At 62.9% G+C, this 18,715-nt stretch carries 17 protein-coding genes and 1 tRNA gene; 9 read left to right on the top strand and 9 right to left on the bottom strand.

Annotated elements, in window-relative coordinates; translation table 11 throughout:
- Positions 1–34: 34 nt before the first annotated feature.
- Complete coding sequence (locus MTX19_RS16910; RefSeq protein ID WP_280984499.1) at positions 35–3,178, bottom strand: efflux RND transporter permease subunit; 3,144 nt, start codon at positions 3,176–3,178, stop codon at positions 35–37.
- Positions 3,175–4,500, bottom strand: a complete 1,326-nt coding sequence (locus MTX19_RS16905) for an efflux RND transporter periplasmic adaptor subunit (RefSeq protein WP_280986065.1) — start codon at positions 4,498–4,500, stop codon at positions 3,175–3,177. Before MTX19_RS16905 ends, MTX19_RS16910 begins: the two co-directional genes overlap by 4 nt.
- 1,282 nt (positions 4,501–5,782) lie before the next feature.
- On the opposite strand from MTX19_RS16905, the gene MTX19_RS16900 reads away from it, so the two are divergent.
- The 3 genes from MTX19_RS16900 (at position 5,783) to MTX19_RS16890 (ending at position 8,012) form a co-directional block, all read left to right on the top strand.
- Positions 5,783–7,288: an efflux transporter outer membrane subunit gene (locus MTX19_RS16900; protein ID WP_280984816.1), complete on the top strand. Its 1,506-nt coding sequence runs from the start codon at positions 5,783–5,785 to the stop codon at positions 7,286–7,288.
- Positions 7,289–7,351: 63 nt separating this feature from the next.
- A complete protein-coding gene (locus MTX19_RS16895) occupies positions 7,352–7,669 on the top strand; it encodes a hypothetical protein (protein WP_280984498.1) in 318 nt (105 codons plus the stop codon).
- Positions 7,670–7,685: 16 nt separating this feature from the next.
- Entirely contained in the window at positions 7,686–8,012 is a 327-nt protein-coding gene (locus tag MTX19_RS16890; protein ID WP_280984497.1) for a BA14K family protein, read from the top strand.
- A 34-nt stretch (positions 8,013–8,046) separates the two neighbouring features.
- Here the strand turns inward: MTX19_RS16890 and MTX19_RS16885 are convergent, their stop codons facing one another.
- The gene (locus MTX19_RS16885) at positions 8,047–9,273 is read right to left on the bottom strand and encodes a GNAT family N-acetyltransferase (RefSeq protein WP_280984496.1); all 1,227 of its coding nucleotides are present in this window, start codon (positions 9,271–9,273) and stop codon (positions 8,047–8,049) included.
- A 246-nt stretch (positions 9,274–9,519) separates the two neighbouring features.
- On the opposite strand from MTX19_RS16885, the gene MTX19_RS16880 reads away from it, so the two are divergent.
- The 3 genes from MTX19_RS16880 to MTX19_RS16870 all read left to right on the top strand — a co-directional run bounded on the left by MTX19_RS16880 (position 9,520) and on the right by MTX19_RS16870 (position 11,344).
- On the top strand, positions 9,520–10,254 hold the full coding sequence (locus MTX19_RS16880) for an adenosylhopane nucleosidase (protein ID WP_280984495.1): 735 nt from the start codon (positions 9,520–9,522) through the stop codon (positions 10,252–10,254).
- 109 nt (positions 10,255–10,363) lie between these two features.
- Complete coding sequence (locus tag MTX19_RS16875; protein WP_280984494.1) at positions 10,364–10,693, top strand: hypothetical protein; 330 nt, start codon at positions 10,364–10,366, stop codon at positions 10,691–10,693.
- 24 nt (positions 10,694–10,717) lie between these two features.
- Positions 10,718–11,344 (top strand): hypothetical protein, encoded by a 627-nt coding sequence (locus tag MTX19_RS16870; RefSeq protein WP_280984493.1) that lies wholly within the window; start codon positions 10,718–10,720, stop codon positions 11,342–11,344.
- A gap of 215 nt (positions 11,345–11,559) precedes the next feature.
- On the opposite strand, the gene MTX19_RS16865 is transcribed toward MTX19_RS16870, so the two are convergent.
- Together MTX19_RS16865 and MTX19_RS16860 are read right to left on the bottom strand one after the other, a co-directional pair.
- Positions 11,560–11,644 (bottom strand) — tRNA-Leu (locus MTX19_RS16865).
- A 98-nt stretch (positions 11,645–11,742) separates the two neighbouring features.
- The gene (locus MTX19_RS16860; protein WP_066505938.1) at positions 11,743–11,985 is read right to left on the bottom strand and encodes a FliM/FliN family flagellar motor switch protein; all 243 of its coding nucleotides are present in this window, start codon (positions 11,983–11,985) and stop codon (positions 11,743–11,745) included.
- 60 nt (positions 11,986–12,045) lie between these two features.
- On the opposite strand from MTX19_RS16860, the gene lipB reads away from it, so the two are divergent.
- The gene (lipB, locus tag MTX19_RS16855) at positions 12,046–12,774 is read left to right on the top strand and encodes a lipoyl(octanoyl) transferase LipB (protein ID WP_280984492.1); all 729 of its coding nucleotides are present in this window, start codon (positions 12,046–12,048) and stop codon (positions 12,772–12,774) included.
- A gap of 11 nt (positions 12,775–12,785) precedes the next feature.
- On the opposite strand, the gene MTX19_RS16850 is transcribed toward lipB, so the two are convergent.
- Positions 12,786–13,211 carry a 4-oxalocrotonate tautomerase family protein gene (locus tag MTX19_RS16850; RefSeq protein WP_280984491.1) on the bottom strand — a complete coding sequence of 142 codons (426 nt, stop codon included), beginning with the start codon at positions 13,209–13,211 and terminating at the stop codon, positions 12,786–12,788.
- A gap of 110 nt (positions 13,212–13,321) precedes the next feature.
- Here MTX19_RS16850 and MTX19_RS16845 point away from each other — a divergent pair, with 110 nt between their 5' ends.
- Positions 13,322–14,179, top strand: coding sequence for a LysR family transcriptional regulator (locus tag MTX19_RS16845; protein ID WP_280984490.1), 858 nt, complete (start codon positions 13,322–13,324; stop codon positions 14,177–14,179).
- Between the two features lie 266 nt (positions 14,180–14,445).
- Positions 14,446–15,258: a class I SAM-dependent methyltransferase gene (locus MTX19_RS16840; protein WP_280984489.1), complete on the top strand. Its 813-nt coding sequence runs from the start codon at positions 14,446–14,448 to the stop codon at positions 15,256–15,258.
- Positions 15,259–15,267: 9 nt separating this feature from the next.
- On the opposite strand, the gene MTX19_RS16835 is transcribed toward MTX19_RS16840, so the two are convergent.
- The 3 genes from MTX19_RS16835 to MTX19_RS16825 all read right to left on the bottom strand — a co-directional run bounded on the left by MTX19_RS16835 (position 15,268) and on the right by MTX19_RS16825 (position 18,590).
- Complete coding sequence (locus MTX19_RS16835) at positions 15,268–15,567, bottom strand: acylphosphatase (RefSeq protein ID WP_280984488.1); 300 nt, start codon at positions 15,565–15,567, stop codon at positions 15,268–15,270.
- Positions 15,564–16,430, bottom strand: coding sequence for an isocitrate lyase/PEP mutase family protein (locus tag MTX19_RS16830; protein ID WP_280984487.1), 867 nt, complete (start codon positions 16,428–16,430; stop codon positions 15,564–15,566). The genes MTX19_RS16835 and MTX19_RS16830 overlap by 4 nt, the downstream gene beginning before the upstream one ends.
- A 144-nt stretch (positions 16,431–16,574) precedes the next feature.
- Positions 16,575–18,590, bottom strand: a complete 2,016-nt coding sequence (locus MTX19_RS16825) for an acetyl/propionyl/methylcrotonyl-CoA carboxylase subunit alpha (RefSeq protein WP_280984486.1) — start codon at positions 18,588–18,590, stop codon at positions 16,575–16,577.
- Positions 18,591–18,715: the final 125 nt, after the last annotated feature.

Raw genomic sequence — 18,715 nt, 5'->3', positions numbered from 1 at the left:
TCAATGGGTGTGTCATTTTACGCTCCAACATTCGTCACTCGCTGGCGCGCTGGATGAGCTCCGACTTGGAAGCTTTCGATACCCGACTCGGCGCGAGCATTCGCACGACCCGCGCGCGTATCCGCTCCATATAAAGGTAGATCACCGGTGTGGTGTAGAGCGTGAGCAACTGGCTCAGCAGCAAGCCGCCGATGATGGTGACGCCGAGCGGGAAGCGCAGCTCGGAGCCGGTACCGTTCTCGAGCGCCAGCGGCAGTGCGCCGAACAGCGCGGCGAGCGTTGTCATCATGATCGGCCGGAAGCGCAGCATCGAAGCCTTGACGATGGCATCCCGCGGGGAGAGCCTGTCCTTGCGTTGCGCCTCCAGCGCAAAATCGATCATGATAATCGCGTTCTTCTTCACGATGCCCATCAGCAGAATGATGCCGATCAGCGCCACGACCGAGAGGTCCTGGCGGGTGAGCATGAGCGCAAGCAAAGCTCCGACGCCGGCGGATGGCAGGGTCGAGAGAATTGTGAGGGGATGGATGAAGCTCTCATAGAGGACACCAAGCACGATGTAGATCGTCACTGCGGCGGCGAGAATCAGCCAAGGCTCGCCGGCGAGGGAGTGGCTGAACTCGGCGGCAGCGCCCGAATAGGCGCCGATGATCGTGCCCGGCATGCGGATGTCGCGTTCGGCGCGGGCGATCGCAGCGACCGCGCCACTGAGCGAGGCATCAGGCGCCAGATCGAAGCTGATCGTGACCGCCGGGAATTGCGCCTGATGGCTGATGGTGAGCGGCGCGACGGTGCGCTGTATGCCTGTGAAGGCAGCGATCGGAACCTGCGCTCCGTTTGCGGAGGACACGAACAGCTTCGAGAGCGAACTCGGATCCTGCTGGTACTGTGGCATCGCTTCCAGGATCACCCGGTACTGGTTGGATTGCCCATAGATTGTCGAGATCTGCCGCTGCGCGAAGGCGTCGCTAAGTGTGTCGTTGATCACCTGCATCGAGATACCGAGCCGCCCAGCCTGTTCCCGATCCACGTCGATGAAAGTGCGCAAGCCGCCTTCCTGCGCCTCGGAGGCTACCCCGCGCAGCGCCGGCTCTGCGCGCAGCCGATCGGCAAGCTTGACAGACCAGTCCGACACCGCCTGCGCGTCGGTGCCGGAGAGCGTGTATTGATATTGGGCTCTGCTCGTGCGCGTACTGATCTGGATGTCCTGGACCGGCTGGAAATACACGACCATGCCGGGAATCGACGCGACCGCACTCTTCAGACGATCGACGATATCCGCGACCGCGGTGGCACGACGCTCGTCACGGGTTTTGAGTGTGATGGCGAGGTGGCCAGCGTTCGGCGTCGGATTGAGCGTGCTGACACCAATTACCGATACAACGCCCGTCACGTCGGGATCCCGGCGGATCGCGGCGACGACGTCCCCCTGCAACCGCCGCATCTCGGCAAACGATACGTCGGAGCCAGCCTCGGTGACAGCCGTGATCAGGCCGGTGTCCTGCAGCGGCAAAAATCCCTTCGGCACGATGACATAAAGAAAGATCGTCACCGCCAGCGTAAATAGCGTCGTCACCAGCGTCAGCCCCTGATGGCGCAGCACCCATTCGAGCGTCGTCCGATACACTTCGACGCTCCACGCGATCGCGCGGTTAAAGCCTCGCGTGAGTGGCCGCTCCGGCCCGTCCTGCGCACGTCGCAGCAGGCGGCTGCACATCATCGGGGTCAGTGTCAGGGAGATGATGGCAGAGATGACCACCGCAATGGTCAAGGTCAGGGCAAATTCGCGGAACATGCGGCCGACGAGCCCGGTCATGAACAGCAGCGGAATGAACACCGCAACCAGCGACAACGTCAGCGAAATCACGGTGAAACCAATCTCGCGCGCGCCGTTCAGGGCAGCGTGGAGCGGTGTCTCGCCCTTCTCCATATGGCGCACCAGGTTCTCGATCATGACGATGGCATCGTCGATGACAAAGCCCGTGCCGATCGTGAGTGCCATCAGCGAAAGATTGTCCAGGCTGAAGCCGCAGAACCACATGACGCCGAACGTGGCGATCAGCGACAGCGGCAGAGCGACCCCCGCGACGAAGGTTGCGCGGATCGTGCGCAGAAAGATGAGCACCACGAGCACGACGAGCGCCACGGCGATCACGAGGGTGAACTGCACGTCGCGTATCGAGGCGCGGATCGTGGTGGTGCGGTCGCTCACCACCTTGAGAACGGCGCCGGCCGGCATCGCGCGCTGCAGCTTCGGCAACTCGGCCTGCACGCGCTGGACGGTCTCGATCACGTTGGCGCCGGGCTGGCGCTGCACGTCGACGATGACCGCGGGCGTGCCGTCGTACCAGCCGCCCACCTTGGTGTCCTCCAGGCCGTCGAGCACGTTTGCGACATCGGTCAGCAGTACTGGCGCGCCGTTGCGATAGGTCACCACAACGGAGCGGTAGGCGTCGGCGACGGCAATCTGATCGTTCGCTGCAATGGTATAGGACTGGTGGGCGCCGTCGAAGGAGCCCTTCGGCCCCGCGACGTTGGCGTTGCTGATTGCAAACCGCAGGTCCTCGAGGCCGATGCCGTAAGCGGCAAGCCGCGCCAGATCCGCCTGGATGCGCACCGCAGGCCGAATGCCGCCTTCGACCGAAACACGGCCGACCCCGGTGACTTCGCTCAACCGCTGCGCCAGGAGCGTGTCGGCGATGTCACTCAATTGCCGCAGGGAGATCGTATCCGAGGTCAGCGCGAGGGTGATGATCGGAACGTCGGCCGGATTCACCTTGGAGTAGGTCGGCGGATAGGGCAGGTTGCGCGGCAGCGTCGATCCCGCGGCATTGATCGCGGATTGTACATCCTGAGCGGCGGCATCGATGTCGCGGCTGAGCTCGAACTGCAAGGTGATCTGACTGAGGCCATAGGAACTCGACGAGGTCATCCCGGTGAGCGCGGGGATCTGTCCGAGCTGCCGTTCCAGCGGCGCGGTTACCAATGACGCCGTGGTATCAGGATTGGCGCCGGGAAGCTTCGTTGTGACCTGAATAGTGGGAAAGTCGACCTGCGGCAGCGCGGAGACAGGTAGCTGCCAACGGCCGAGCACGCCGCCGAGCAACACTGCGGCGCCGAGGAGCAAGGTCGCGATCGGGCGGCGGATGAAGGGTTCCGAGACACTTAGGATACTCATTGGGCTCTGCCCTGCGTCGCTTCAGACTTCCCATCGCCCCGACGTCTGTGCTCGCCTCGTCCGCCGCCCTGACCCTGCCCCCTTTGGGATGAGGCTGTCCCCGACGGCTCGCGGCCTTCGCCTTGGACCGAGACCCGACGGCCTTCCGCAAGCTGCGCGAAGCCGGTTGTCACCACGCGGTCGGACAGCTCAAGCCCGCTGGCGATTACAGCCTGATTCTCGTCCTGCTGCTTGACCACGACCGGACGCACCGTGACTGTGTGGTCCGGCTTGAGCTGATAAACGAAGGTGCCGTTCGGACCATGCTGCACCGCGGGCGTCGGGACCACCAGGGCCTGCCGCAAGGTGTCGATCAGCAGCCGAACATTCACGAATTGACCCGGCCATAACTGAAGGTCCCCGTTGGGGAACTCGGCTTTCAGCTGCACGGTTCCGGTCGTCTGATCGACCTGATTGTTGATGACCCGTAGCTTGCCGCGATCGAGCACCTTTTTTTTGTCGGATTCGGTAGCCTCGACTGACAAAGGCCCTGCAGCAAACGCCTTGTTGATCTGCGGCAACACCTGCTGTGGCAGGATGAACAGAACGGCGATCGGCTGGATCTGCGTGATGACGACGATGCCGGCCGGATCCGACGCGTGCACAATATTGCCCTGGTCGACCAGCCTTATTCCGACCCGCCCGGCGATCGGCGCGGTGATGGTGCAATAATCAAGGAGGGCGCGCGCATTGTCGATCGCGCCTTGATCAAGGCGCACCTGGGCTTCGAACTGCGCGACCAGGGCACGCTGGGTATCGACTTGCTGGTGCGTCACCGCGTTCGTTTTGACCAGATTGGTGTAGCGCTCGAGATCGAGCCTGGCATTTGTGAGCTGCGCCTCGTCGACCGCCTTCTTGGCAACTGCCTGATCAAGCTGCGCCTGGTAGGTGGTGGGATCGATGCGCGCCAGGACATCGCCACGCTTAACGTCGTCGCCCTCGCGGAAATTGACGCTGATCAGCTTGCCATCGACCTGGCTGCGCACGGTCACCAGGTTGAGTGCACGCGTGGTGCCAACCCCATCGAGGTAGACCGGGACGTCGGCGATGGCGGGCTCCGCGACCAGAACGGGTACCGCGCCCTGAGGAGCAACAAGTCGACGCCCCATGCCTCCCGCGCCACCCCCGCCCCCGCCACCTCCCCCACCGCCGCCACCGCCGCCACTTCCCCCACCGCCGCCCGTCTGCTGCGGCTGTTCGGGCGCAATGATCACGACAGCTATGCCGACGACGAGCGCGCCAACGATCACCATCGCGAGAAGGCGGCCAAGGAAGGTTCGCAACTGTCATTCACTCCGAGCCCCCCGCAGCCTGTATTAACTCATAAACCAGCGCCTCGTTGCGAGGACGCCGGAACCACTGGCTGAGGTCCTTCCGAGCCATCGCCCAGCCCTCTTGAATGGCGCCTTGTGCTGCGCGAGCAAGTGCTCTTGGATGCGCAACCCTGACTTATGTGTCAGAAACTAACCCATTAGTGGTTCGAGTAATTCGTCATCTCCGACATCTATTGGAACGTGTCGTCATATCTTTCGTTCGCCTGTCAGAGGGGTGCGCGGAAAAGGAGACGCCCTATGTGGAAAAATTTGCTCGCTGTGACCACCGCCGCAGGATTGTGCGTCGCGGTCGCCGGCCATGCCGACGCGCAGCGCTTTGGCATGATGGGTGCTGGACACGGTGCGCACACTGGCTTCACCGCTACTAGCCGAATGCATCCGGCAGCCACGCGAGGACCCATGATGGCGAGAGCACCCATGCGTGGTCCTGCGTTCAGGCCGCCCGGCTGGAGCCACGGTCGAAAGGTCGGTTGGCACTGCCGTGTCGGGACTCGAGGATGTATCCCGCCCGGTTTGCGCTGATACAGTAACCGTGCTGTAGCCGCTTACGTTATCAAATGAGTTGAACGGCTCCGACCAATCGGAGCCGGAGAGTACCGTTTAGCTGTGCATGCTTATCCGAATTTACGGATACACAGGCGCTCCGAACACAGCAGTAGGGTGATTCGTAGAGACCGAGGCGCCTCGATCGATCCAGCCGGTGCCAGTGTGAACCTCAGCACTGCTTGGCCGAAACACAGCTTCGGTTCGGCATCATCGACGCATTCGGAGAGACGATGCGTGATCGGTCCGCGATCGGCCGATCAAAGCTAAGGGGATAGCTTTACCGCAATGCACCAGCGCAGGTCCTGGTCAATTGCAAGCAAAGTCAACTGAAATATTCTCCTTGCAATAGAGCTGTAAGCCGGTGGCCATCGCCGGCGACTCGATCAACTGCGCCTCCTTCCATCCCTATGGTAATAAATGTAGACAGTCCGGTAGGGCACGTCGAGAAGCCAAAGGCGATCAGACTATCGATCCTACACTTCGATCGGCGGCCTAACCGCCCGATGTGCGAGCTGCTCGCGTCGGGCCGTATTGCAAAAACGGAACGCTACTTTCTCGAATGTCCTTGATGCATTCATCGTGGTCGGAGAACGAAATGCGGATAATCGGCTCAAACGGCGGTATCCAGTCCGCTTTCCGGCTGAGAAGGCAACCGACGCAGAGGGTTCGTAGAGCTGTTCACGCGATGCGCGGATGCGGCAGGCTTCGCGGGGCCTCCACGCTGCTTGCACTCGCCCTTACCCCCGGCTTGTCGGGCTGCATTCTGGGATCGGAACGGCCCGAGCTGAATCTCGATATGTCCGCAACCTATCGCGCAGCACCCAAGGGCGACGCCGACGCCGCCGTCCCGGCTGTCGACTGGTGGCGCGGCTTTGGATCCAGCGAACTCACCTCGCTGATGGGCGCAGCCCAGCTCAATAACCTCGATATAGCGGTGGCGGTCGCTCAGATCGTGCAGGCCGATGCCCAGGTGGGAATGGCGGGCGCGCCGTTGCTGCCGTCGCTGACTGGGGCGGCAAGCGCCGAGCGCGCGCATTTCGGCCCGATAAGCAGCATCGCCCGCAGCCTCGGCGGCGGCATCGGTGCCACTGGTGACCCAGCTAGCGGTGTTGAAGCCGCTGGCAGCGCAGGTAGCGGCTTGACTTTCTCGCTGTTCAGCACAAGTCTCACCGCGAGCTACATGCTCGACTTCTGGGGCAAGAACCGCGCTGCGCTCTATGCTGCGGAGGAAAATGCGACCGCCTCAAGGTACAACCGCGAAGTCGTCACGCTGACGGCGATCGTGACCGTCGCCAATACGTATTTCCAGATTTTGGCCGCCCAGGACCAGCTTCGCGTGACGCGCCAAAATTTGGCTGCGGCCGAACGAATTCTTTCCGTGATCAAGGACCGGTTCGCTAGCGGAACGGCATCCCAGCTTGATCTTTCGCAACAGGAGGCGCTGGTTGCCACCCAGCGCGCCGCAATCCCCCCACTTGAGGTCACGCTAGGACAGAACGAGGCCGCACTCGCGGTTCTGGTTGGACGCGCGCCGGCAAATCTTTCGGTGCATGGCGGCTCGACTAGCCGCATTAAAGTGCCGCGAGTTACACCGGGGTTGCCATCCGAATTGCTCTATCAGAGGCCGGACATCCGCCAGGCCGAGGCGCGGCTTGCCGCGTCCAACTTCAGCGTCGAGGAAGCTCGTGCGGCGTTCTTTCCGCAGATCCAGTTAACAGGCACGACCGGGTTCCGGAGCACCGCGCTGGCGTCGCTGTTCACACCCGGTGCTTGGTTCTACACCCTGACGGCCAACCTTACTCAGCCAATCTTTGACGGGTTCTTGCTAGAGAGCCAGTTGAAGCAAGCGAAGGGCGTGCAGCTGGAGAATCTCCAAGCCTATCGCAAAGCCGTTCTGTCGGCCTTTTCCGATGTCGAGAAGGCCCTCATCGCGTTGCAGAAGTTCACGCTTCAGGAGCGACTGCAGGGACAAGTTGTCGCGAGTTCGCGGAAGGCATTCGAAGTCGCCGAGTCGCAGCTGCGTGGAGGAACGGCCAACCTCATTACCGTGCTACAGGCCGAGCAGACGCTTTTTAGCGCCGAAAACACATTGGTGCAGGTTCGGCTCTCGAAGCTGTCGGCCGCGAGCAGCCTCTTCCAGGCGCTCGGCGGTGGATGGACGCCAAGCGGAACGCTGGCGTCGCTGCAATGAGTCGGAATCGTCTGGCAGCGCTGGCTTCGATAGCCTTGATGCGAGTGGCCCACAGGAGGTTTCATGAGAAAGCGCACGTTGCACGTGATGGCATTGCTGGCCTTCGCGCCCACAGCGGTTCCTGCAACGGCACAGCAGCCAGAAATTGCAGTGCCGTCGAACATGATTTCGCTTCGACTTGGGATGAACGCCGACGAAACTGCGGAAGCGCTCGGCGTGCCTTTGATCTACATCCGGGGCCGGCCCGGCAACGAACTCTATCTTGTGCTCTCCAACGTCAAGGGCAGCGCATTGTCCAGCCGCAGCGATGGGCTTTATCTGCAGTTCCGGAAGGGAAAACTCGCGGGGTGGAAAGGCGATTGGGGCACTATTCGTCCGTGATGCAAAGGAAACGGGCATGTTCAAGTCGAAGATGCTAGTGGCAGCCGCAATACTCGCGACGATCGCTCTCGCGCCCGCCTTCGCGGGCGATCTGAGGGATATCCGACTTCATCCTATACGCTACGGCGACACCAGTAGTTGGTACTACGACAACCGCGACGACAATCGCGACTTCCCGACCAACGGATTCTTTCCAGGTAATTTCGCCGCCAACCCTATCCGGACGTCCGTCGGGGCCGCGGGCGTCATTGGCAGCACGCCCCGGCACTCGGCCGCGCCTTACCCTTCGCAGGTTGTCTTCGGCGCTCGAGGCAAACACCATCGGCCTGGCCGGAAGACGTGAGGGTGCAATTTTGCTGCGCTGTCGGTTGCCCCCATCAGGCGACTCGATCCGTCACCCAAAGCTCCTCATAGTTGCGAAACTTCGCAAGTGTCCCGTCGTATCGGGTTGGCTCGATCACCGGCAAAACGTGCCTCAACAGCGCGTTGATCGGTTCGGACGTGTGCCGAACATATAGGTCGATCGGATCGAGTAAGTGCCTGAGGTGCAGTTTTGGATCATAGTTCAGCCCGCCGCTCCGAAAGCATTTGTACCCGTTGGCAATCGCCCAGATGACCAAGTCGCGAAACACATAGTGATAGAGGTGTAGATCGAGCGCGACATCGTAGTCGAGCCCTATGTACTCCGCATAGATCGCGTCACCATGCACTATGCACGTTGCAAATGCGACGATCCGCTCGCTCTGGCGCCAGAGGAAGAATCGGACCTTGTCCCCCATCCACCGCCCAAGGTCGCAGAAATATTGCTCCGTGAGCCTTTCGAAGTGCAGCTTCGAACGCGCATAAACCTGGAGATACAGTGGATAAATCTGCGCGATCACCGGAGTCACGTCGTTGACGACGCTCATTTCGAGCGGGGCGGCCCGCGCCGCCGCCTCAAACTTCTTGCGTAGCTTCTTGCGCGTCGCGCTGTTGAGCGCGCTCCTCATGTAATCGTCGAAGCTTGCGTAATCGATGCAAAGCCTGGTCATAGGCATGCTGGGGATGCGGGTGAATCCGTGGTCAACCAGACATTCGAGAACCGATCGATACCGCGCCGGAAACTCCTTGAACACGACCAGACCTGCTCCGAGGCTACGCGCATGTCCTGTGATCGTTGAAGCCAGGAGCTCCGCGCGGGTGCGATGGCGAGCCTCGTCGCCATCAAGATGGCCTTCACCAGCTACGCACCCCACCATCAGCGTGCGCGCTCGCATCAGGCGCGGCCATAGGTCGCGGATGGCGTCGATTAGCAGGCCAAAGCGCGGGCTCGCTCCGACCAACAAATCCAGGTCCAGCAGGAAAAAGGGCTGTACGGCACAAACGCGGCCAACCTCGTCCTTTATAGCGAAATACCGGTAGTCGAACTCAGGATGAAGCGTATCCTCGACCAGTTCGTAATATCGATGATCCTTTCGCTCGTTCGCGAACGCGACCTGCCAGCGCGGACAATGCTGCAAATCGTTGCGTGCGATGACTTCGAGACACCATGCAAATTGCTTCGGCTCGTATCCCGATACGTCGACGACTCGGCTTGTCGAGTGCGCTGTCCTTGCTTCCGACACGGTCTTACGTTCGCCATGATCTGCGCCCGCAAGGCCGCAGCTTATCACGATGCTGCAACCCCCAAAGCTGACTTATCCGTTAGAAACTAACTCATTCGTAATTTGCGATTTAATGTTGGAGCGGCAGTGCTGGAGTGTCTTGGCGCCAGTGATCCGGGCTTGCCTTACGCATACCTTGCGGCGCGCGGGAGCACCCCGCGATCCATCATGAGCGCTGGTCAGCGTGCCATTTCAAGGAGTGGACACTTGGCAGCGGTAATTGGAGTGACGGGACTCGCGTTTGAGGCGAGGCTTGCTACGGACTTCCATACGCACGCCATTTGTAGCGGCGATGGCAGCACCCTGGCAAGCTCTCTCGCGTCTGCAATATCCGGGGATTGCTGCGGGCTGATTAGCTTTGGCGTCGCAGGCGGCCTTTCGCCCAGCCTCGCCGCAGGAACATGCATTGTAGCATCCAGGATTATCGCAGAGACCGTCGAACTCACGACTGACCGAAACTGGTCGCAAGCCTTGCTTCGACTTATCCCCGAAGCAGTTCACGGCCCTATTGCTGGCGTTACAACTATCGCGGCGCATCCGGAGGCAAAGCGATCGCTGCATATCAGTACAGGCGCGCTGGCTGTCGATAATGAATCTCATGTGGTGGCGAGCATCGCTGCAGCGCGCTATCTCCCGATGGCCGCCGTCCGCGTCATCATGGATCCGGCCACCCGCCGGATCCCTGCTGCCGCCTTGGCTACGGTGCGTGCAAACGGGACGATCGATCTCGCCGCACTGTTCCGCGCGATCATGAGACAGCCTGGTGAATTACCGATGCTGCTTCGGACCGCTCTGGACGCATTGGCCGGATTCGATGCGTTGCTTCGCTGCCGTCAATTGCTTGGCCCTGGCTTCGGGCTCCCCTCTTTGCAAGCATGTGGGCCAGAGCCAAGCTCGAGCATCGAGTTCCCCATTCATGGCTTGGATGAGCGCTATTTGTAGCGTTCATGATGGACAACGTCGCAAAGCCTGTTTGCCACAGCGGGTGCGTGATCGCCACTCGTTGACGTTTGCCACCTCGACGAGCAGATGGTTAGGGCGCTCAGTGTCATTGAACATGATGTCGGGCTCTGTCGTGGCCTGGGCCAAAATCCTTGCGATCGCGAGTTCAATTGTTATCGGCCAAGAGTGCAAAGCCCATGTGGAAGGTCGTATGATCGCCTTCTGGTCGCCTGTTCGGATAGAGAGGGTAAGCCGTTCTCTACAGGCCTTGACCGTAGACAACATCGATCCAGCAGCCGAACGCGATGACTGGACGCTCTACAGACAAAGCGACCGCTGGCTTGGCAATCCCGCGATCGGCGAGGATGGCTTGGCCGACAGCACGCGAGACGCGCGCACCGGACTGATCGAGTCGCTGATCGAAGACAATGGCGAGTGACCATTTGCGGCGCTGACCCGCAAGGTGCGCGAGGAACTGAGGGCGCGGACGCCGGTTCAGGCCGGCAACCTGTTGTCGGCGCTGCGCCACATGATCCGCTGGATAATCGAGGAGGAGCGCCTCGACCCAGAGGACGATCCGACCATCGGGCTCAAGAGCGGTAAGGCGAAAGCCTCGCGCGAGAGCGGCGGCTGGGTGCCATGGAGCGAGGAGCACATGGCGAAGTACCGCGCACGCTGGCCGCTCGGCACCGAGGCGCGGCTGATGTTTGACATCCTGCACTACACCTTCCTGCGCCTAGGCGATGCGCACCGCTTCGGGCCGTCGCATCTGAAACGAATCCTGAAGCAGATGGCGATCGAGATCGAGACCGAGAAGAGCAAGGGCTCGACGAAGGTTTCGATTCCGATCCACCCTGATTGCCAAGTCGCTCGCCGCAGCCCGCGATGCCGGCATCTTGGGGACTGGCGAGGTGTTCACCGTCAAGCTGGTCAAGGGCGAGGTGCTGCCGATGGCCAAGAAGGCCTGGGCGGTGAAATTCAAGAAGTACGCTCGCCTTGCCGGGATCAACGAGCCCAAGATGAACTGCCATGGCGTGCGGAAGGCGTGCCGAGGACGTGGCCTATGCGGGCGCAACGATCCCGCACATGATGGCGATGTTCAGTTGGAAGGACGAGAAGATGCCATCGATCTCATCGCGAAGGCCGACCGCGAGCGGCTTGGATTCGACGGCATGAGCAAGCTGATCGCCTACGATCAAATGCAGAACATCGTCGATCTGACGATGCCGGAAGACGAGAACAGAATAGTAACTTTTGAGAGTAACCGGCGGAAAAACCCTGAGATTTCAACGCCAAATGTAGAGGTGGTGCGCTCGGAGGGACTCGAACCCCCACGGTGTTACCCACTGCCACCTCAAGGCAGCGCGTCTACCAATTCCGCCACGAGCGCTTTGGGATGCCGGATGGAACCCCTAGGGCGCCGCCGGATCGACGGCGCCATGTAACAAATCACGGATGCAGGGACAAGGCAGTTCGTGAACGAATTAACTACCGAACATCGGGGGATTTCGGCAGCATTTGCTTAACCTCGACCGCAATCCGGTTGCGGTCGACCAGAACGACGCCGCTGGCAACCGGAAGGTTGTTGGCGAGGATCTTGACCTCGTCGGCTTCGGTGGCATCCAGTTCGATGATGGCGCCGCGGGATAGCCGCATCACCTGGTGGATGGGCATGGTCGTCGTGCCGAGGACCACCATGAGGTCTACGCTGACTTTATCGAGGGTGGCCACTTCTGAACCGCCGAACTGGAACTAAATTGTGAGTCCACCTGACCACGTTAGGGTTAGCCAATGGTTAACGACCGCCAAAGCCTTGATTTGACGACCTTTGCCCTGCCTTCGGGCGGCGGCGCGGTCGAATGGCGGATTTCGGACGCCCCGGTCCCCTACCCCGATTCTCTCAGCGCCATGGACGCCCGGGTGGCCGCCATTGCCGCGCGGACCGCGCCGGAGCTGGTGTGGCTGTTGGAGCACCCCCCGCTCTACACCTCCGGGACCAGCGGCAAGGCCGGCGACCTGCTCGACCCGCGGTTTCCGACCTTCCAGAGCGGCCGCGGCGGCCAGGTGACCTATCACGGCCCCGGCCAGCGGGTCGCCTATGTGATGCTCGATCTGAAGCGGCGCCGGCCTGACGTGCGCGCCTATGTCGCCTCGCTGGAGGAATGGATCATCCGCACGCTCGCGGCCTTCAACGTCCGCGGCGAGCGCCGCGAGGACCGGGTCGGCGTCTGGGTCCGCCGCCCGGACAAGGGGCCTGGACACGAGGACAAGGTCGCCGCGATCGGCGTCCGGCTGCGCCGTTGGGTCTCGTTCCACGGCATCGCGATCAACGTCGAGCCCGATCTCTCCCACTTCCAGGCGATCGTGCCGTGCGGCGTGGTCGATCCGCGCTACGGCGTCACCTCGCTGGTCGACCTCGGGCTGCCCGTGACCCTGGCCGATGTCGACGTCGCGCTCCGGCAGGCCTTTGCCGAGGTGTTCGGCGACACCGAGGCGCGGCTGCCGGAAGCGACGATATAGCGGGACGAACCTCACGCCGCCTTCTGCAGCGCGACCTCGAGCTTGCCGGCGATGTAGCGCCGCTCCTGGGTCAGGCCGCCGAAGCCATAGGCGTCGCCCTTCACCTCGTCGACATGGGCGTAGCTCTCATTGTGGAGCGGGCCGAGCAATTCGCCCATCCGCTTGAACAGGGCTGCGAGATAGGCCGCCTTCTCGTCCTTGGTGTTGGTGCCTTCGGTGACATGGATGTCCAGCCAGTAGCTCGCGAGTCCCTGCTCGGCGAGCGACTTGCCCCCGGCGAACCAGTCGGCGGCGTCCGCCGATTTGACGATGATCGCGGTGACCTTCGGATCCTTGTGCAGGATCTTGGCGGTGAGCTCCGACACGGCGGCGGCAATGTCAGACTTCAGCGTCGGCGTCTGGCGAGAGGTGGCATAGCTGACGGTCATGAGGGGCATAGGTTGGTCTCCTTGAATTCCATTGGCGCGAGTGAACCGCGCCCACTCCAGCTAGACCTTCCCGCATCATCTTGGTATCTTATCGAAATAGATAGCAATGATAACGATCATTGATGGTCACCCTCGACATCGACACCGTGCGAGCCTTCCTCCTCGTCGCCGAGCTGCAAGGCTTCACCCGCGCCGCCGAGGCGCTCGGCACCACGCAGGCCGCGATCAGCATGAAATTGCAGCGGCTCGAAGCCGTGCTCGGCAAACGGTTGGTCGAGCGCTCGCCGCGCGCGGTGCGGCTGACCGCCGACGGTTCGGCCTTCCTGCCTCACGCCCGCGCGCTGATCGAAGCGCATGACCGCGCGCTGTCGGGCGAGACGCCGGCGAGGCAGCAGATCACGCTCGGAATAAGCGATCACGCCGCCGGCCCCGAGCTGGTGCCGCTGCTGGAACGACTGCATGCCATGGCCTCGCAGCTTGCGCTCGCCGTGACCATCGGCTTCTCGCGCAACATGCTCGACGCCTACGATGCCGGCGAATTCGATGCGGTGATCGTGCGCCAGGAAGGCAGCCGGCGCGGCGGCGAGAGACTGGCCGAAGACGAGTTCGGCTGGTTCGCGACCAAGCGCTTCGTATGGCCGCGTGGCGATGCGCTGCCGCTGGCCACATTGGCACCGCCCTGCGGCGTCCGTGCCCTCGCCGTTCGCGCGCTCGACAAGGCTGGCGTCCACTGGACCGAAAGCTTCGTCGGCGGCGGCGTCACCGCGGTCGTGGCCGCAGCGCTCGCGGGTCTTGCCGTGGCGCCGCTCGCCCGCCGTATCGCGCCCGCCGGCCTGGTCGACGTTGGACCGGCGCACAAACTGCCGCGCCTCGGTGCATCAAAGGTGATGCTGCACTCGAAGGTCAGCGATCCCGCCAAGCTGGCGGCGCTGCGGACGTTGGCGGCGACATTCCGGAGCGTTGCCGCCGCGGCGTGACGTCACTCACAAGATCGCCTCGGGCGCATTGATCGGCCCGCACAATTCCGGCCTGGCATGCGCGCCGGCCCCGCCGGTGAGACGCGCGATGCGTCAGGTCTTCTGGCTTATGTGCGTACCGGGGGAGCGCAGTTGTCGCAGGCGACAAGTTTTCCTTTGTGGCTACCGGGTCCTCGTCCAAGCTGACCCGAATGGACAGAATTTTTTAGGCCGTACACCGGGCTCTCGATCCGAGCCTGCTCCACGGTCGCAAAGGAAATTGCGCCATGCCCGCATCCGACAAGGAGTTCGTCGGCTCCATTCCAGAGCTCTACGACCGGCTGCTGGTGCCGTTGTTGTTCGAACCTTACGCGCGCGATCTCGCGCAGCGCGTCAGGACATGCCAGCCGCGCGACCTGCTCGAGACGGCCGCGGGGACCGGCGCGGCAACGCGCGCGCTGTCGTCGGAGCTCGGCCGCAACACCCGGATCGTGGTAACCGACTTAAACGAGCCGATGCTTGCGCGCGCGAGATCGCGGATGCCGGACCGGCCGGACATCACCTGGCGACAGGCCGACGCGCTGGCGCTGCCGTTTGAGGGCGCAAGTTTCGATGTCGTCGCCTGTCAGTTTGGCGCGATGTTCTTTCCCGACCGGGTCAAGGGCTATGCCGAAGCCCGCCGGGTGCTCCGGCCCGGCGGACGATTTCTCTTCAATGTCTGGGACAGGATCGAGGAGAATGAGTTTGCGGATGTGGTGATCCAGGCGCTGCAGACGATATTCCCGGACAACCCTCCGCAATTCCTGGCTCGCACACCGCATGGCTACCACGACACAGTGCGCATTCGCGCCGATTTGACAGCTGCAGAATTCAAGGACATTGCGATCGAGACGATCACGCATCGGAGCCGCGCGGCGTCGCCGCAGGATCCGGCCATCGCCTTCTGCCAGGGCACGCCGATGCGCGGCGAGATCGAGAGCCACGGCGCACCTGCCCTCGAGGCCGCGACGAAGAGTGCCGCAGACGCGCTGGCCCGCCGTTTCGGCACGGGCGCGATCGACGGCCGGATCCAGGCGTTGGTGATTTCCGCTGCTGCGTAAGGCGGCGTCTTATACCGTCGGCAAGACCGAGAACCGCTCCCCCGCCCGGCGCAGGTTGAGAAGATCGGAATTGCCGGTCTCGGCCTGCACGGCATGGACCCGTGCCGAGATGGGCCCGCGGCCGCAGACCGCGATCATGTCGGCGACAATATTCTCGGGGCCGGAAAACACCGCCTCGACCCTGCCGTCACGGCGATTGCGAACCCAGCCTTCGAGGCCGCGCGAGACTGCTTGCTCCTCGACCCAGGCGCGATAGCCGACGCCCTGCACGCGGCCGCTCATGGTGACGTGGCGGATTGCGCCGCTCATGTCTTCAGACCCAGGAATTCGGCGCTGCGCGCCTTGGTCTCAGCCTCGCGCATCACGCGGGCGGTGAGTTCGGACGAGGCGATGCCCTTGAGATTTTTCGGCGAAGTACCTTCGCGCAACGCCTTCAGCGTCTCGTAGACGGCCTGGGTCGCGGCCGCGAACGGCGCATGGCCCTGCAGCGCGATCCTGACGCGCTGGCCGGCAAGATAATCCAGCGCCGTCATCTCCTCCGGCGCGCCGCCGAGCACGATCGGCAGCTTCGTTGCAGCCGAGAGCGCCTCTAGCTCACCGCGCGACTTGATGCCGGTGAAGAACAGCCCATCGACGCCAACCGCCTCATAAGCTTTCGCGCGCGCGATCGCGTCGTCGAGATTGGTGATCGAGACGGCGCCGGTACGGCCCAGGACAACGAGCGACGGGTCGCTGCGGCCACCGAGCGCGGCCTTGATCTTGCCGACGCCCTCCTCCAGCGAGATCAACTGCGTCTTGGCCTGGCCGAACGCCTGCGGCAACAACGTATCCTCGATGGTGAGACCCGCGGCGCCGGCGGCCTCGAGCTCCTGCACGGTGCGGCGGACATTGAGCGCATTGCCGTAGCCGTGGTCGGCATCGACGAGGAATGGCAGAGTTGAGGCGCGCGACATCCGCCGTACCTGCTCGGCAAGCTCGGTCAGGGTGATCAGCGCGATGTCGGGGTCGCCAAGCACGGCAAGCGACGCCACCGAGCCGCCGAACATGCCGAGCTCGAAGCCAAGGTCCTCCGCGATCCGGATCGATGTCGCGTCGTAGACCGACCCGGGCCGGATGCAGGTTGATCCGGACAGGATCGACCGCAGTGCTTCGCGGCGTTTGCGGAAGGCCATGTGTTCCTCTCCATTCTCGTCGTTGCGAGGAGCTCGCGACAAAATTGCAAAGCAATTTTGCGCTGAAGCGACGAAGCAATCCATTCTTGCTTACGAGAGATGAATTGCTTCGCTGCGCTCGCAATGACGTTGCGATTACTCTCGCTATGCAAACTCCAGGATCAACGCATCGACCGCCAACGTGGCCCCAGCGGCGGCGTGGATTTTCTTCACCGTGCCGTCGCGCTCGGCGCGCAGCACGTTCTGCATCTTCATCGCCTCGACCACGGCCAGCGTCTCGCCGGCCTTGACCTCCTGCCCCTCGGTCACTGCGATCGACACCACGAGCCCGGGCATCGGGCACAGCAGCTTCTTGCCGGTGTCGGCCGCCGAGGTTACCGGCATCAGCCGCGCGGACGTCGCCTCGGTTTCGGTGAAGACATAGACCGGCACCTCGTAGCCCTGATGTGCCAGGCGGAAGCCGTTGCTGATCGCACGCACCTGCATGGCGACAAAGTTGCCGTCGATCGTGCCCTGCCAGACCGGCTCGCCTGGGACCCAGTTCGAGACGAGGTTGTGCGGATTGCCCGGGAGCCCGTCGGCGCCGATAAAGCGCACCGCAATTCCATCGGCCTCGCGCGCGACATCGAGCGCGATCTCGGCGTGATCGAGCCAGACAGCGCGGCGGCGCTCCCGCTGCACCACGCGGCCCCCCATCTGGCCGGAAATCTGCCGCTTGCGTTCACCCAGCACATGGTCGATCGCGGCGCCGACCGCGGCCAGCCGCCGTGCGATCTCGCCCTCCGGGGGATGGGCGGAAAATCCCTTCGGGAATTCTTCCGAAATAAAGCCGGTCGAGAGCCGCCCCTCGCGCCAGCGCGGGTGATTCATCAAGGCCGACAGGAACGGAATATTGTGCCTGATGCCGTCGACATAGAACGCATCGAGCGCGGTCGCCTGTGCCTCGATCGCGGCCGCGCGCGACGGCGCGTGAGTGACGAGCTTGGCGATCATCGGATCGTAGTGGATCGATATCTCGCCGCCCTCCTGCACGCCGGTGTCGTTGCGGATCGTGACGTCGTCATGGCTTGCTTCGGCGGGCGGACGGTATTTCACCAGGCGCCCGATCGACGGCAGGAAATTGCGGAACGGATCCTCGGCATAGACGCGCGATTCCACCGCCCAGCCGGTCAGCGTGACGTCCTTCTGCGCGATCGCAAGCGTCTCGCCGGCCGCGACACGCATCATCTGCTCGACGAGATCGATGCCGGTGACCAGTTCGGTTACGGGATGCTCGACCTGCAGGCGCGTGTTCATCTCCAGGAAGTAGAAGCTCTTGTCCTGGCCGGCGACGAATTCCACGGTGCCCGCCGAATCGTAGTTCACGGCCTTGGCCAGCGCGACCGCTTGCTCACCCATCTTGCGGCGGGTCAGTTCGTCGAGCAGCGGCGACGGCGCCTCCTCGATGACCTTCTGGTTGCGGCGCTGGATCGAGCATTCGCGCTCGCCGAGATAGATCACATTGCCATGCTTGTCGCCGAGCACCTGGATTTCGATGTGGCGCGGATCGACGATGAATTTCTCGATGAAGACGCGGTCGTCGCCGAACGACGACTTGGCCTCCGCCTTCGCGAGGTTGAAGCCTTCCGCGACTTCGGCCTTCGAATGCGCGATGCGCATGCCCTTGCCGCCGCCGCCGGCGGAGGCCTTGATCATGACGGGGTAGCCGATCTCTTCCGCGATCTGCACCGCGTGCTTGTCGTCCTCGATGACGCCGAGATGGCCCGGCACGGTGGAGACCTTGGCCTTGGCGGCGGCCTTCTTCGATTCGATCTTGTCGCCCATCGCGGCGATGGCGCCGGGGTTCGGACCGATGAACACGATGCCGGCCGCCTCCAGCGCGCGCGGAAACGCCTCGCGCTCGGACAGGAAGCCGTAGCCGGGATGCACGGCCTCGGCGCCGGTCTTGCGGCAGGCATCGACGATCTTGTCGATCAAAAGGTAACTCTCGGCCGCGGGCGGCGGGCCGATCAGCACGGCCTCGTCGGCCATCTCGACATGCAGCGCGTCGCGGTCCGCCTCGGAATAGACGGCGACCGTCTCAATCCCCATACGGCGCGCAGTCTTGATGACCCGGCAGGCGATCTCGCCGCGGTTGGCGATCAGAATTCGTTTGAACATGCTCTTCTTGGGCTTCGACTTGGATTGTTCGATTTGGATTGTTCGACTTGGCAGGATCCTCCCCGCGCAATCTGGCACGGGCAATTGGGCGTCACCAGTCCGTGGTACAGCAAAACGCCCGGGAG

Origin of the sequence: Bradyrhizobium sp. ISRA464 (genome assembly GCF_029910095.1) — a bacterium.
Taxonomy (GTDB): domain Bacteria; phylum Pseudomonadota; class Alphaproteobacteria; order Rhizobiales; family Xanthobacteraceae; genus Bradyrhizobium.
This window is presented reverse-complemented; position numbering and strand designations above follow the sequence as displayed.